The sequence below is a fragment of the Novosphingobium sp. genome (assembly GCF_031417815.1).
In the GTDB taxonomy this organism is placed as follows: Bacteria; Pseudomonadota; Alphaproteobacteria; order Sphingomonadales; family Sphingomonadaceae; genus Novosphingobium.
Genome location: NZ_JANOWI010000050.1, coordinates 1 through 12,662, shown reverse-complemented (window position 1 = coordinate 12,662; position 12,662 = coordinate 1). Strand labels below are relative to the sequence as shown.

Sequence of the window (12,662 nt, the reverse complement as noted above, 5' to 3'; positions counted from 1 at the left end):
CGCTGCCGGTGGGGATCGGCCTGATCTCCTACTCGCTCTACCTGTGGCACTGGCCGCTGATCGTTTTTGCCGAATATGCGCGCGACGAGAAGCTGGCGGGCATCTGGCAGCTTGGCATCATTGCCGCATCGTTTCTCGCCGCCTGGGCCAGCTGGCGCTGGATCGAACGCCCGTTCCGTTCATCGCAGCGCTTTGATCAGAAGCGGATTTTCATGTGGAGCGGGATCGGCATGGCTGCGCTCGGTGCGGGCGCAATCGCCCTGATTTCGCTGGGCGGCTGGGCCAGCCGGTTTCCGCCCGACGTGGCGCGCCTCACCGCGGCCAAGGATGATTTCAGTCCCAAACGCACCGCTTGTCTGAGCGACGCGATTGGCGGCGCGCGGCCAGAATGCACCTTTGGCGCACCCGGCGCCGCGCCCACTGCGCTGCTGTGGGGCGATAGCCACGGGGTCGAATTTGCCTGGGTGCTGGGGCAGGAATATGCCGCCAAGGGCCAGGCGCTGGTCCAGCGCACGCGCGGATCGTGCCCGCCGCTTGCCAGTTTTGCCCGGGCCAAAGATCCCGGCTGCGCAGCCTTCAACGCCGATGTTCTGGAACTGCTGGCCAAAAGTCCGGGCATCACCACGGTCTATCTCGCGGCATTGTGGGCGCAGGGCGAATACCGCGATGACCCGGCCGCGTTGATGCGCCTTGATGCGACGATTGCCCGGCTGCGGGCGATGGGCAAGCGGGTGGTGGTGATCGGCCCGGTCCCGCCGCAGGCCTGGAACGTCCCGCGCCGCCTGGCCCATGCCGCAGCTTTTGGCCAGAGCGGCGACGTGCCCGGTGCTCCTGCCGCCGACTATGTCCGCGATTGCCTTTGGCTGACCCGCGCCTATCCGCGCTGGCAGGCCGAGGGCGTCGGCGTGATCGATCCGGCGCGCGCGCTGATCGCGGGGACACACAGCCGGATTGTGATGAACGGCAATCCGCTCTACTTCGATTCGCATCATGTAAGCCTGGCGGGAGCAAGGGCGGTTCTGGCCGCAGATCCCCGCCGCTGAGCGGGGAAATTCACGTGGCACGGATCGGGATTATCGGCCTTGAAGGCCGGATGGGCCAGGCGCTGGTCGCGGCCATCGCGGCGGCAGGTCACGTGTCGGCCGGCGGGGTGGACCAGGGTGGCGATCTGGCGGCGCTGGCCGCTGCCAGCGACGTGCTGGTCGATTTCTCGGCCCCCGCCGCGCTCGAAGCCAATCTCGATGCGGCGATGGCGGCGGGCGTGGCAATCGTGGTCGGCACCACGGGGCTGGAAGAACGCCACCATTTCCTGTGTGATGCCGCTGCCGAAACGATTCCCGTGCTGCAAACCGGCAATACCGCGCTTGGCGTCACCCTGCTGGCCCACCTGGTGCGCGAAGCCGCCAGCCGGCTGGGCGATGATTGGGATATCGAGATCGCCGAAACCCACCACCGGATGAAAGTCGATGCGCCATCAGGCACCGCGCTCCTGCTGGGCGAAGCGGCGGCGGGTGGCCGGGGCATCAGCCTTGCCGAACACAGCGCGCGCGGCCGCGATGGCATCACCGGCGCGCGCCGGCAAGGCGACATTGGCTTCGCGAGCCTGCGCGGCGGAACCGTGGCGGGCGATCATTCTGTGCTGTTTCTTGGCGATAGTGAGCGGATCACACTGTCGCACATGGCCGAAAACCGCTCGATATTTGCAAACGGTGCGGTGCGGGCTGCCGCCTGGCTGGTGGGCAGGGCGCCGGGGCGTTATGCCATGGGCGAAGTGCTGGGGCTTTGAACAAGGCCGACACGTTCGAGTTCTTCCGGCGCCTAGCCGAGGACAACCCTGCGCCTGAGACCGAGCTGTTGTTCGGCAATGCCTTTCAGCTGGTCGTCGCAGTGGCGCTTTCGGCGCAAGCGACCGATGTCGGGGTCAACAAGGCCACGCGCGCGCTGTTTGCGCTGGTGACGACACCGCAGCAGATGCTCGATCTGGGCGAGGATGGCCTGAAGCAGCACATCAAGACCATCGGCCTGTTCAATTCCAAGGCCAAAAACGTCATCGCGCTGTCGCGGCTGCTGGTCGATGAATTCGGCGGCGCGGTGCCGGCGACGCGCGAAGAGCTGGTGCGGCTGCCGGGGGTGGGGCGCAAGACTGCCAATGTCGTGCTCAACTGCTGGTTCGGGCAGGAAACCTTTGCCGTTGATACGCACATCTTCCGGGTCGGCAACCGCACCGGCCTCGCCAAAGGCAAGAACCCCGATTCTGTCGAGGCAAAGCTGGAAAAGGCCGTCCCCGCGCCGTTCCGGATGGGTGCGCATCACTGGCTGATCCTGCATGGCCGCTATATCTGCAAGGCGCGCACGCCGGAGTGTTGGCGTTGCCCGGTGGCGGATTTGTGTGCTTTCAAGCCCAAGAGTGAGAAGAAGTAAGGGGGTTCACGCAGAGGCCGGAGAGGAAGCAAAGGAGGCGCAGAGACGTTGCGTATGCCCGCGAAGCGGCTTCCCTATTCAGAGGCCGCGCCAAACGCGGTGGCAATGAGGAAAGCGGCTGCGCCGCAATCAGGACCCCTCTGCGCCTCTTTTTCTTCCTCCGCGCCTCTGCGTGAACCCCTTCTTACAACGACCTTTCAAAAAACACCTCGGCATAGGGATCATCATTGAAGCGGGAGATTTCGCGCCAGCCCCAGTGGCGGTAAATCGCGATGGCATCGGCAAGGGCGCGGTTGGTATCGAGCCGCAAAAGCGTCATGCCCAGTTCGCGCGCCACCGTTTCGATCCGCTCCATCAAATGCCGCGCAAGTCCCGTGCCGCGCGTGTTACCGGCGATCCACATCCGCTTGACCTCGCCGTAGCCCTTGTCGGTTCCCTTGAGCGCGGCGCAGCCGACGGGCGTATCGCCGTCGAAGGCGACCAGGAAACAGCCACGCGGGCGGACCAGATCGGCGGTATCGGGATCGGCCGAAAGTGCGACCTTGAACCCGCCGGCAAAGCGCGCGTCGAGTTCGGCATAGTACTGCGCAAGGCAGGCCAGCGCCGCCGGGTCGGCGGGATCGCGCTCTTCAATCCGCATCTATTGCTGCGGATCGAGGTGTAGCCCCTTTTTGCCGTGTTCCGGCGTTTCGCTGGGCGCGTGCGGGTCTTCGCCGTCGGGATCGAACGGCGGCTGCAGCATCCCTTCCCACTTGGTGATCACCGAAGTGGCCACCGCATTGCCCAGCACGTTGGTGGCGGTGCGGCCCATGTCGAGGAACTGGTCAATCGCCAGAACCAGCGCGATCCCTTCCACCGGCAGATCGAACATCGCCAGCGTTGCCGCGATTACCACCAGGCTGGCGCGCGGTACCGCGGCGATGCCTTTTGACGAAATCATCAAGGTCAGCAGAATCAGGATTTGCGTGGTGATCGTCAGATCATGGCCATAGGCCTGCGCGATGAAGATCGTCGCGAAACTGGCATACATCATCGACCCGTCGAGATTGAACGAATAGCCCAGCGGCAGCATCAGCCCGGATATCCGGCGCGGCACGCCGAACCGGTCCAATTGTTCGAACAGCTTGGGCATCGCCGCTTCGCTCGATGCGGTCGAAAAGGCGATCATGATCGGCTCGCGAACATAGCGCACCAGCATGAAGGCGCGTTCGCGCAGGAACAGCCAGGCGATCCCCAGCAGCAAGGTCCACAGCAAGGCCAGGCTGAAGTAGAACTCGCCCAACAGGAAGGCGTAGGTCTTGAGGATGCCCAGCCCGTTTTCGGCCACAACCTTGGCCAATGCGCCGAACACCGCGAAAGGCGCAAAGCGCATCACATAGCCGGTGATCTGCAGCATCAGATCGGCCAAGGCTTCGGCCCCGCGCACCAGCGGCTTGCCCTTTTCGCCGATCGCGGTCAGCGCGATCCCGGCGAACAGCGAGAACACCAGCACCTGCAGAACGTTGTTTTCGCCCATCGCGGTGATGATGTTCTTGGGAAAAATGTGTTCGATGAATTCGAACAGGTCGAGCTTCTTGACCTCGCCCACTGCCTTGACCGGTGCGGTTACGTCGACGCCAACGCCGGGCTGGAAGAAATTGACCATGATGAGGCCAAGGCTGATCGAAATCAGGCTGGCGCAGATGAACCACGCGATCGCGCGGAAGCCGATCCGGCCGACCGCGGCGCTATCGTTCATGTGCGCCAGACCGGAAATGATTGTGGCCAGCACCAGCGGGGCGACCAGCATCTTGATCAGGTTGAGGAACACGGTTGAAAGCACCGCGAAACTGCGGGTCCAGTGTTCGGTGGTCATTACCCCCGAAAGCAGCCCCTGGTTCACCGCGTAGCCGACCACGATGCCCAGCACCATGCCGCCCATGATGCATTTCGTGAGATGCTTGGTAAGCAGGTGGATCAGCCAGCCAAAGGCCGACTTCTGTGCTGCGGCTTCCATATGTGCTCCCCGAGGTAACAAATTTGCGCGAGCCTAACAGGGGGCTGGGGCGGGGGCAACGGGACTTGCTCCCCTTCCTCTGAAGAGGAGTGGGGACAAAGGGCTAACCCGTCAGTGCCGCCTTTGCCACCCGCGCATAGATCCGCGCCAAGGCATCAAGATCGGCCACCGCCACCGCCTCATCGCGCTTGTGCATGGTGGCATTGCACAGGCCGAATTCGATCACCGGGCACAGGTCTTTGAGGAACCGCGCGTCAGAGGTGCCGCCGGTGGTGCTGGCCTCGGGCCGGAACCCAAGTTCGCCTTCGACGGCATCGGCGATCAGTTCGCTGAAGGGGCCGGGCGGGGTCAGAAAGGCTTCGCCGTAGACCACCTGGCGCGCGGTACCGCCGTGCTTTTCGGCAATCGCCCGCACCCGCGCGCCAAGTTCCTTGCCGCTATGCTGGTCGTTGAAGCGGATCGAGATGCGGGCCTGCGCGCGCGCCGGGATCACGTTGGTGGCGGGATTGCCGACGGTCAGTTCGGTAATTTCCAGATTGGAGGCCTGGAACCAGTCGGTCCCGTCATCCAGCGGCATGGCTTTCAGCTCAGCCAGCATGTGGATCAGCTTGGTGATCGGGTTGTCGGCCAGGTGCGGATAGGCGACGTGGCCTTCCTTGCCCTCAACTTCGAGCCACACGTTGGTCGATCCGCGCCGTCCGATCTTCATCATGTCGCCAAGCCGGTTTACCGATGTCGGTTCGCCCACCAGGATCAGGTCGGGCACTGCCTTCACCGCACGCATATGTTTGATCAGTTCCTGCGTGCCGAAAGTCGCCGGACCTTCTTCGTCGCCGGTGATGATGAAGCTCAGCGCGCCGGCATCCTGCGGCACGGCGGCGGCGGCGGCGACCATCGCCGCGATCGAACCCTTCATGTCGACCGCGCCGCGGCCATAGAGCAGATCGCCCAAGGGACTGGACCGCACTTCGGGCGCGAACGGCGCGCTGGCCCAGTTCTCGCCCGGCGGCACCACATCGACGTGGCCGGCAAAGCCGAAGTGGCGGCTGCCTTCAGGGCCCTGGCGGATCGCGAACAGGTTTTCGACCGGCCCGTCAGGCGCTACGCCGGCGTGGAAGCGGTGCACCGCGAAACCCAGCGGCTTGAGCTGGCCTTCCAGGCAATCGAACACCAGACCCGCAGCAGGCGTGACGCTGGGGCAGGCGATCAGCGCTTCGGCCAATTCCAAAACGGAAGGGGGGAGGACTTTGCTGGTCATCGCTGTCCCTCGTATGGTGTAAGCAGGATCCCCGCAAGCCGGAGCGCAACAATGCCCAAGCTCGATCTCGACGCCATCCCGCAAACCAACGCGACCGGCTATCCGCCCGAATTCGCGGGCGTGGTCCAGGGCCGCTGGTATCGCCGCCTGGCGCCCGCAGCGGGGCTGGAGGATTTCGGCGTGAGCCACGTGGTGCTGGCGCCTGGTGCCTGGTCCAGCCAGCGCCACTGGCACGAAGGCGAGGATGAGCTGGTGGTGATGCTGGCGGGCGAAGCGGTGCTGGTCGACGATCACGGCGAAACCGTGATGCGCACCGGTGATGTCGCGGCGTTCGCGAAGAATGACGGCAATGGACACGTGCTGCAAAACCGTTCGGACGCGCCGTGCACGTTTGTGGCGATCGGCCGCCCCGCCGATACTGCCTGCCACTATCCCGATATCGACATGCACCTGTTCGCTGGCGCGGATGGCCAGAAGCGCAAGGACGGTTCGGAGTTTTAAGCCTTTGGCCCGTTCCTCTGAAGAGGAAGGGGAGAGCTATCGCTTTACCGGCTCAGCTTCGAACTGGGCGATTGTCGAGTCCTCCGCTTCGGCCGCCGCGATCCACGATTGCAGCCATTCGTGGCTCCAGATCGCTTCCATATAGGCCAAGGCGAACCCCGGCACGCCGATCCCGTAAGAGGTGAAACGGCTGACGACCGGCGCATAGAAGATGTCGGCGGCGCTGAACGTGCCGAACAGGTATGGCCCGCCCTTGCCAAAGCGCGCGCGCGCTTCGGCCCACAGCGTCAGGACGCGGACGATGTCGGACTTGGCGGCATCGTCGATCGACGCGCCTTCCACCCGGCGCCGCACGTTCATCGGGCACTGGGTGCGCAGTGCCTGGAACGAGGAAGGCATTTCCGCGACCATCGAGCGGGCCATCGCCCGGGCATCGTCGGCCTTGGGCCAGAACCGGTCGCGCCCGACCTTGTCGGCGAGGTATTCGAGCAGCGCCAGGCTGTCCCACACCACCGCATCATCGTCCCACAATACCGGAACCTTGCCCGATGATGGGGCGATGCCTTCGGTCTCCTTCTTGCGCTGATCCCAGTCATCGCCGTAAAGCGGGACCTGGATTTCCTCGAAAGCCAGCCCTGATTGTTTGCACGCCAGCCAGCCGCGCAACGACCAGCTTGAATAGTTCTTGTTGCCGATGATGAGCTTCATAGGATAGCGCGCTACCTATTCAGCTAAAGCCTGTCGAGTCTGAACAGAGGTCCCTAAATGAGCCTGCGCCCCTTCCATCTCGCTTTTCCCGTCCGCGATCTGGCGGAGGCACGGCATTTCTGGGGCACGGTGATGGGTTGCCCCGAAGGGCGCAGCAGCGATCAGTGGATCGATTTCGATTTCTACGGCCACCAGATCGTGACGCATTGCGTGGGCGAAGGATCAGGCGATGCCGGCCTCAACCCGGTTGATGGCCACGGTGTACCGGTGCCGCATTTCGGGATCGTGCTGGAACGCGCCGATTGGGAAGCACTGGCGCAGCGGCTCAAAGCGGCGGGCACCACGTTCGAGATCGAACCCTACATCCGCTTCAAGGGCGAGCCGGGCGAACAAGCGACGATGTTTTTCCGCGATCCGTCGGGCAACGCGATCGAAATGAAAGCCTTTGCCGATCTGGGGCAATTGTTCGCCAAATAGGGAGTCTTGCCGATGCTGCGCCGCCTGCTGATCGCCGTGCTGGCTTTGCTGGCTTTTTCCAGCCCGGCACTGGCCCGCCCGGTGCTGCTGATCTCGATTGACGGGCTGCGCCCCGGCGACGTGCTGGAAGCGGACAAGCGCGGGCTCAAGATCCCCACGCTGCGCCGGTTCGTGCGCGATGGCGCCTATGCCAGCGGCGTGCGCGGGGTGTTGCCCAGCCTGACCTACCCCAGCCACACCACAATCCTTACCGGGACCAGCCCGGCGCGCCACGGGATCGTCGCCAACCAGACTTTTGATCCGCTGCAGATCAATGCCTCTGGCTGGTACTGGTATGCGCGTGACATCAAGGTGCCGACCCTGTGGGAAGCGGCCAAGGGTGCCGGGCTGAGCGTGGGCAATGTCCACTGGCCGGTCAGCGCAGGTGCAGCCGGGATTGACTGGAACCTGCCGCAGATCTGGCGCAGCGGCCATGCCGATGATGCCAAGCTGCTGAGTGCGCTCGCCACGCCGGGGCTCTTTTCAGAACTGGAAGCAGCGCGCGGTGAGCCCTATGCGCAAGGGATCGTCGAAGACATCGGCGGCGATGAAAACCGCGCGCGCTATGCGATCAGCCTGATCGAACGCCACGCACCGCAGTTTCTGACGGTCTACTACACCGCCTATGACCACCAGCAGCACCAGGACGGGCCCGATACCGCGAGCGCCCATGCGGTGCTTGAACGGATCGATGCGGCGGTGGCGACGGTGATCGCCGCCGAGCGCAAGGCCCATCCCGATGCGGTGATCGCGCTGGTCAGCGATCACGGCTTTGCTGCCGTTACGCGCACGACCAACCTGTTCCGCGCGTTTATCGACAACGGCCTGATAACGCTGGGACCTGACGGCAAGGTGCAAAGCTGGAAGGCGATGCCCTGGCCGGGTGCGGGCAGCGCGGCAATCATGCTGGCCCAGCCGGACGACGCGATGACCAAAACGGCGGTCGCGGCAGTCCTGGCGGCGCTGCAATGCGATCCGCAAAGCGGGATTGTGCGGGTTGCCGATGCGGCGGAAATCGCGGCGCTTGGCGGCAATCCCGCCGCCAGCTTCTATGTCAGCTTCAAGATCGGCACTTCGGCTGGCAGTTTCGCCGATCAGGCCGAGGGCCTCTATGGCCCGGCGCGCAACAAGGGCACCCACGGCTGGTTCCCCGCTGCGCCCGAAATGCGCGCCAGCTTCATGATCGTGGGGCCGGGCATTCCCAAAGGCCGCGCGCTCGGCGAAATCGACCAGCGCGCGATCGCGCCGACCCTGGCCGCGATCATGGGGGCAGCCATGCCGATGGCCGAGCTGCCGGCGTTGCGGTTCTAGGTGCCGCCAATGCGTATCGCCCCAAAGCCAAAGTCCAACGAGCGAGAAGGTTTGCCGATGATTCGACTTATTAAAGCAGCCTGTGCGGGCACATTTGCTTTGGCCGGTGCCAGTGCCGTTTCGGCTGGCGGTGCGCCCGATCCGGTTTCGCCGTTGCTGGCCGCGACGGCTGGGCGCTGGACCGGCGAACTGCAATACCGTGATTATGGGAACAACACATGGCAAGGCCTGCCAATGACAGTGCGTATCGCGGTGCAGCCGGACGGCCTCACCATGGTCCGCACTGCAGCGTTTGACGATGGCCCGCAGACCGGGACCGTCTGGATCACAACCGTCAGCCAGTTTGATCCAGCCAGCAGCAGCGAGGCCTATGCCGGTTTCCGCAAAGGACGCGAAAGCGACAGCGGCAAGCGTGCGCTCGCGCTGGCCGGAAGCCCGCGCGATGCCGTCCACTGGACCATGGTTGCCACGGAAACCCGCAAAGACGGCGATTCGCTGGCAGTGGTGCGCGAAACCACCACGCGCGATGGCAGCACCATGGTGACGGTCAAGGAGGTCAACCTGCTGGACGATGGCAAGGATGAGTGGCTGCCGCGCAACCGCACCAAGCTCAAGCGGGTTGGCCGCTAGGCAATCAGCGCATCTTCCAGCACGGCGGCGCGTAGTTCGGCGATCCCCATGCCCTTTTCGCTCGAGGTGACGTGCACCACCGGGAACGCCGCCGGATGCTTGCGCGCCTCGATCTGGGTTTCGGCAATCACTTTGTCCAGCTCGCTGGCCTTGATCTTGTCGGCCTTGGTCAGCACCAGCCGGTAACCGACCGCGCTTTCATCAAGCATTTTCATCATCTCGCGGTCGACGTCTTTCACCCCGTGGCGGCTGTCGATCAGCACCAGCGTACGTTTCAGCACCACCCGCCCGCGCAGGTAATCGCGCACCAGCCGCTTCCATGCCTCAACCACTTTCAGCGGCGCCTTGGCATAGCCATAGCCGGGCATGTCGACCAGCCGCAGCAGGGTTGGTTCGCCCACCTCGAAGAAATTGAGCTCCTGCGTGCGCCCTGGCGTAACCGAGGTGCGGGCGATTGATTTGCGGCCCGTCAAAGCGTTGAGCAGACTGCTTTTGCCGACGTTCGAACGGCCCGCGAAGGCCAGTTCGGGGGCATCGGGATCGGGCAGAAAGCTTAGCGCCGGGGCGCTGCGCAGGAATTCCACCCGGCCCGCAAACAGCCGGCGCGCCTGTTCGACAAGATCAGGTTCGGCCATCCGCTCAGGCCTTTGCCTTGCCGGTGCTGTCGCCTTTGCCCGGTTTGGCATCGACCACCACCGCCCCGGCCTGGGCCTTCAACTGCGGGTGCTTCGAATAGAGGTAGGCCTGCTGCGCAATCGTCAGCACGTTGGAGGTGATCCAGTAAAGCAGCAGCCCGGCCGCGAAGGGCGCCATGATGAACATCATCAGCCACGGCATCAACGCAAAGATCTGCTGCTGCGCGGGATCCATCTGCGCCGGGTTGAGCTTGAACTGGAAATGCATCGTGATCCCCAGCAAAACCGCCAGCACACCGATCGCCAGGAAACTGGGCGGGGTGAAATCGAGCAGTCCGAACAGGTTCAGAACATGCAACGGATCGGGTGCCGAAAGATCCTTGATCCAGCCAAAGAACGGTTGGTGGCGCATTTCGACCGACAGGATCAGCACCTTGTAAAGCGCGAAGAACACGGGAATTTGCAGGAAGATCGGCAAACAGCCAGCCAGCGGGTTGACGCCTTCCTGCTTGTACAGCGCCATGATTTCCTGCTGCTGCTTCTGCTTGTCGTCCTTGTAGCGGTCCTGAATCGCCTTCATCTTGGGCTGGATCGCCTTCATCGCCGCCATCGACGTGAACTGGCGCTGCGCGATCGGGAACATGACTCCGCGCACGATCACCGTCAGTGCAATGATCGCCATACCGAAATTTCCAACCATCTGGAACAGCCACGAAAGCAGCCCGAAGATCGGTTTTTCAAACCAGCGGAACCAGCCCCAGTCGATCGCCAGCCCGAAGTTGGTGATCCCCGCGGTCTCGTATTTGTCGAGCACTGCGGCCTCTTTGGCCCCGGCGAACAGACGGGTCACGCGTTCGGTCTTCTGCCCCGGCGCAAGGGTGACCGCTGGATAGGCCACATCGGCCTGGAACAGCTTGCCGCCCAGCGACCAGAATTCGCCCGTGCCGCCAGGGGCAGCGGGTGCCAGCGCGCTCATCCAGTAGATGTCGGTAAAGCCCAGCCAATCAGGCTTGCCGGAGTTGATGACGCTCTTCTGTTCTTCGAGATCGCCGTACGAGGGCACGAAATCGACCGTATCGTCAAAAGCGCCGAACGGCCCCGACCGCACGTTCCACGAATTGAGGCTGGCGGTCTTGCTGGTGCGGTTGAGCAACGCATAGGGCTTTACAGCCAAGGGCGCCGTACCGGGATTGGTCACGCTTTGCGTTGCGGTAATCAGATAATCGGTGTCGATCGCATAGGTCAGCGCAAATTGGGCGCCAGCCGGGCTGGTCCAGGTCAGCGTGACCGGACTCTGCGCGGTCAGCTTCGCCCCGGCAGGGGCGGTCCACTGCGTGGTGTGTCCGGGCAGCGCAGGATCGGGCTGGCCATCGGCGCGGCGCCAGCCGAATTCGGCATAATATTGCGCGGGGGTTCCGGCGGGCGAGAAGATGCGCTGGGCTTCGCTGCCCTTGTCGGCTGCGGCGGTATGCCGGTTGGTGGTCAGATCATCGATCAGGCCGCCGACAAGGTTGATCGATCCCGACAGCCCCGGCGCGGCGATAGCCACCCGGACCGCAGGGTTAAGCGCGGCTTTGAGGTCTTTTGCTTCAAGCGCCTGATCGGCCGCGCTGGCCAGCCCGCCTTCGCGCGACGGCTTGGCGCCGCCGCCCGATGCGGCGGGCGCAGGGGCGGCAGAACTGGCAGCCTGGGCCGGGCGCTTGTCGGCATTGGGGTAGAGGTATTTCATCCCCCAATCCCAGCCCATGAAGATCACCAGGGTGATGACCCCGGCCAGGACCATGTTGCGAAAATTCTGGTTGTCCACGTATGGCCCTTTGTCGAATGGCGCGTTTCAGTCAGATGGGAAGGCGGCGGCGGCGTTCAAGGCACCGGATCATAGCCGTGTCCCCCCCAGGGATGGCAGCGCAATAGCCGCTTCGCCGCCAGCCAGCCACCTTTAATCGCGCCATGTTTTTCCAGCGCTTCGATCGCATACTGCGAGCACGACGGGGCATAACGGCACGATGGCGGCAGGATCCGCGATGGCCCCAGTTGCCAGCCGCGTGCGATCAGAATCAGCAGCCGTTTCATGTGCGCGGTCGGCGCGGCGGATCGCCCTTGCCGGCCGCCGCCCGCGCGAGTGCCATGGTGAGCTCTTCGTGCAGCTTGGCAAAATCGCGCTCAACCCCGCGATCGCGGCCGATCAGCACGTGATCGTGGCCGGGCAGGCCGGCATCGGGCAGCAGTTCGCGCAGCAGCGCGCGCAAGCGCCGCTTCATCCGGTTGCGGACCACGGCATTGCCGATTTTCTTGGTAACGGTGATGCCAAAGCGGACCTGATCGCCGCCGTTGGGGTTCACCAAAAGCACAAAACCGGGACGTGCTACGCGCAGGCCCCGGTTAGCACTGAGAAAATCGGCCCGTTTGGTCAGGACCGACATCTTCGAAGTCTCGCTCAGGCAGACAGCTTCTTGCGGCCGCGGGCGCGGCGCGCGCGCAGGATCTTGCGGCCACCCACCGTCGACGAACGCAGACGGAAGCCATGGCGGCGGGCGCGGACGAGGTTGCTGGGCTGGAACGTGCGCTTCATTGTAGGAACCTTTGAAATTCGATGTTCGGCGCGCCTTCGCAAGCGAAAGCGTCAGATCAGACGCGGGCGGTTACTGAACGGGCAGCGCAGAGTCAACCATAAGGTGAAGCTAAC

General features: G+C 64.1%; 16 protein-coding genes. 7 read left to right on the top strand and 9 right to left on the bottom strand.

Translation table 11 applies throughout. The features are described from left to right. The 3 genes from RMN99_RS13285 to nth form a co-directional block, all read left to right on the top strand. A partial coding sequence (locus tag RMN99_RS13285; RefSeq protein ID WP_309623804.1) for an SGNH hydrolase domain-containing protein occupies positions 1-1,043 on the top strand: 1,043 nt, incomplete at its 5' end. A gap of 14 nt (positions 1,044-1,057) precedes the next feature. Continuing rightward, entirely contained in the window at positions 1,058-1,786 is a 729-nt protein-coding gene (dapB, locus tag RMN99_RS13280; RefSeq protein ID WP_309623803.1) for a 4-hydroxy-tetrahydrodipicolinate reductase, read from the top strand. After that, entirely contained in the window at positions 1,783-2,421 is a 639-nt protein-coding gene (gene nth / locus RMN99_RS13275; RefSeq protein WP_309623802.1) for an endonuclease III, read from the top strand. The genes dapB and nth overlap by 4 nt, the downstream gene beginning before the upstream one ends. Positions 2,422-2,605: 184 nt before the next feature. Here the strand turns inward: nth and RMN99_RS13270 are convergent, their stop codons facing one another. The 3 genes from RMN99_RS13270 to dapE all read right to left on the bottom strand — a co-directional run bounded on the left by RMN99_RS13270 (position 2,606) and on the right by dapE (position 5,675). Continuing rightward, positions 2,606-3,061, bottom strand: coding sequence for a GNAT family N-acetyltransferase (locus RMN99_RS13270; RefSeq protein WP_309623801.1), 456 nt, complete (start codon positions 3,059-3,061; stop codon positions 2,606-2,608). Beyond that, a complete protein-coding gene (locus tag RMN99_RS13265) occupies positions 3,062-4,417 on the bottom strand; it encodes a dicarboxylate/amino acid:cation symporter (RefSeq protein WP_309623800.1) in 1,356 nt (451 codons plus the stop codon). A gap of 103 nt (positions 4,418-4,520) precedes the next feature. Then, a complete protein-coding gene (dapE, locus tag RMN99_RS13260) occupies positions 4,521-5,675 on the bottom strand; it encodes a succinyl-diaminopimelate desuccinylase (RefSeq protein WP_309623799.1) in 1,155 nt (384 codons plus the stop codon). A 51-nt stretch (positions 5,676-5,726) separates the two neighbouring features. On the opposite strand from dapE, the gene RMN99_RS13255 reads away from it, so the two are divergent. After that, positions 5,727-6,176, top strand: a complete 450-nt coding sequence (locus tag RMN99_RS13255; protein WP_309623798.1) for a cupin domain-containing protein — start codon at positions 5,727-5,729, stop codon at positions 6,174-6,176. Positions 6,177-6,212: 36 nt separating this feature from the next. On the opposite strand, the gene RMN99_RS13250 is transcribed toward RMN99_RS13255, so the two are convergent. After that, positions 6,213-6,884: a glutathione S-transferase family protein gene (locus RMN99_RS13250; RefSeq protein WP_309623797.1), complete on the bottom strand. Its 672-nt coding sequence runs from the start codon at positions 6,882-6,884 to the stop codon at positions 6,213-6,215. Positions 6,885-6,941: 57 nt separating this feature from the next. On the opposite strand from RMN99_RS13250, the gene RMN99_RS13245 reads away from it, so the two are divergent. The 3 genes from RMN99_RS13245 to RMN99_RS13235 are packed head-to-tail and all read left to right on the top strand — an operon-like array spanning position 6,942 to position 9,341. Then, entirely contained in the window at positions 6,942-7,361 is a 420-nt protein-coding gene (locus RMN99_RS13245) for a VOC family protein (protein ID WP_309623796.1), read from the top strand. Positions 7,362-7,373: 12 nt separating this feature from the next. Next, positions 7,374-8,711 carry an ectonucleotide pyrophosphatase/phosphodiesterase gene (locus RMN99_RS13240; RefSeq protein ID WP_309623795.1) on the top strand — a complete coding sequence of 446 codons (1,338 nt, stop codon included), beginning with the start codon at positions 7,374-7,376 and terminating at the stop codon, positions 8,709-8,711. A 57-nt stretch (positions 8,712-8,768) separates the two neighbouring features. Continuing rightward, positions 8,769-9,341 carry a hypothetical protein gene (locus RMN99_RS13235; protein WP_309623794.1) on the top strand — a complete coding sequence of 191 codons (573 nt, stop codon included), beginning with the start codon at positions 8,769-8,771 and terminating at the stop codon, positions 9,339-9,341. Here RMN99_RS13235 and yihA read toward each other — a convergent pair. The 5 genes from yihA to rpmH are packed head-to-tail and all read right to left on the bottom strand — an operon-like array spanning position 9,338 to position 12,548. After that, complete coding sequence (gene yihA, locus RMN99_RS13230; protein ID WP_309623793.1) at positions 9,338-9,976, bottom strand: ribosome biogenesis GTP-binding protein YihA/YsxC; 639 nt, start codon at positions 9,974-9,976, stop codon at positions 9,338-9,340. The genes RMN99_RS13235 and yihA overlap by 4 nt on opposite strands. Before the next feature lie 4 nt (positions 9,977-9,980). Continuing rightward, positions 9,981-11,783 (bottom strand): membrane protein insertase YidC, encoded by a 1,803-nt coding sequence (gene yidC / locus RMN99_RS13225; RefSeq protein WP_309623792.1) that lies wholly within the window; start codon positions 11,781-11,783, stop codon positions 9,981-9,983. Between the two features lie 56 nt (positions 11,784-11,839). Beyond that, positions 11,840-12,049, bottom strand: coding sequence for a membrane protein insertion efficiency factor YidD (gene yidD / locus RMN99_RS13220; protein ID WP_309623791.1), 210 nt, complete (start codon positions 12,047-12,049; stop codon positions 11,840-11,842). Further along, complete coding sequence (rnpA, locus tag RMN99_RS13215; RefSeq protein ID WP_309623790.1) at positions 12,046-12,399, bottom strand: ribonuclease P protein component; 354 nt, start codon at positions 12,397-12,399, stop codon at positions 12,046-12,048. Before rnpA ends, yidD begins: the two co-directional genes overlap by 4 nt. A 14-nt stretch (positions 12,400-12,413) precedes the next feature. After that, positions 12,414-12,548 (bottom strand): 50S ribosomal protein L34, encoded by a 135-nt coding sequence (gene rpmH, locus RMN99_RS13210; RefSeq protein WP_309623789.1) that lies wholly within the window; start codon positions 12,546-12,548, stop codon positions 12,414-12,416. Positions 12,549-12,662 lie beyond the last annotated feature (114 nt).

Bases quoted from the DNA above. Each gene is read 5' to 3' on its own strand.
- RMN99_RS13250 (WP_309623797.1), bottom strand. From the start codon at position 6,884: ATGAAGCTCATCATCGGCAACAAGAACTATTCAAGCTGGTCGTTGCGC.
- yidD (WP_309623791.1), bottom strand. From the start codon at position 12,049: ATGAAACGGCTGCTGATTCTGATCGCACGCGGCTGGCAACTGGGGCCA.
- dapE (WP_309623799.1), bottom strand. From the start codon at position 5,675: ATGACCAGCAAAGTCCTCCCCCCTTCCGTTTTGGAATTGGCCGAAGCG.
- rpmH (WP_309623789.1), bottom strand. From the start codon at position 12,548: ATGAAGCGCACGTTCCAGCCCAGCAACCTCGTCCGCGCCCGCCGCCAT.
- RMN99_RS13255 (WP_309623798.1), top strand. From the start codon at position 5,727: ATGCCCAAGCTCGATCTCGACGCCATCCCGCAAACCAACGCGACCGGC.
- RMN99_RS13270 (WP_309623801.1), bottom strand. From the start codon at position 3,061: ATGCGGATTGAAGAGCGCGATCCCGCCGACCCGGCGGCGCTGGCCTGC.
- RMN99_RS13245 (WP_309623796.1), top strand. From the start codon at position 6,942: ATGAGCCTGCGCCCCTTCCATCTCGCTTTTCCCGTCCGCGATCTGGCG.
- RMN99_RS13265 (WP_309623800.1), bottom strand. From the start codon at position 4,417: ATGGAAGCCGCAGCACAGAAGTCGGCCTTTGGCTGGCTGATCCACCTG.
- RMN99_RS13235 (WP_309623794.1), top strand. From the start codon at position 8,769: ATGATTCGACTTATTAAAGCAGCCTGTGCGGGCACATTTGCTTTGGCC.
- rnpA (WP_309623790.1), bottom strand. From the start codon at position 12,399: ATGTCGGTCCTGACCAAACGGGCCGATTTTCTCAGTGCTAACCGGGGC.
- yihA (WP_309623793.1), bottom strand. From the start codon at position 9,976: ATGGCCGAACCTGATCTTGTCGAACAGGCGCGCCGGCTGTTTGCGGGC.
- RMN99_RS13240 (WP_309623795.1), top strand. From the start codon at position 7,374: ATGCTGCGCCGCCTGCTGATCGCCGTGCTGGCTTTGCTGGCTTTTTCC.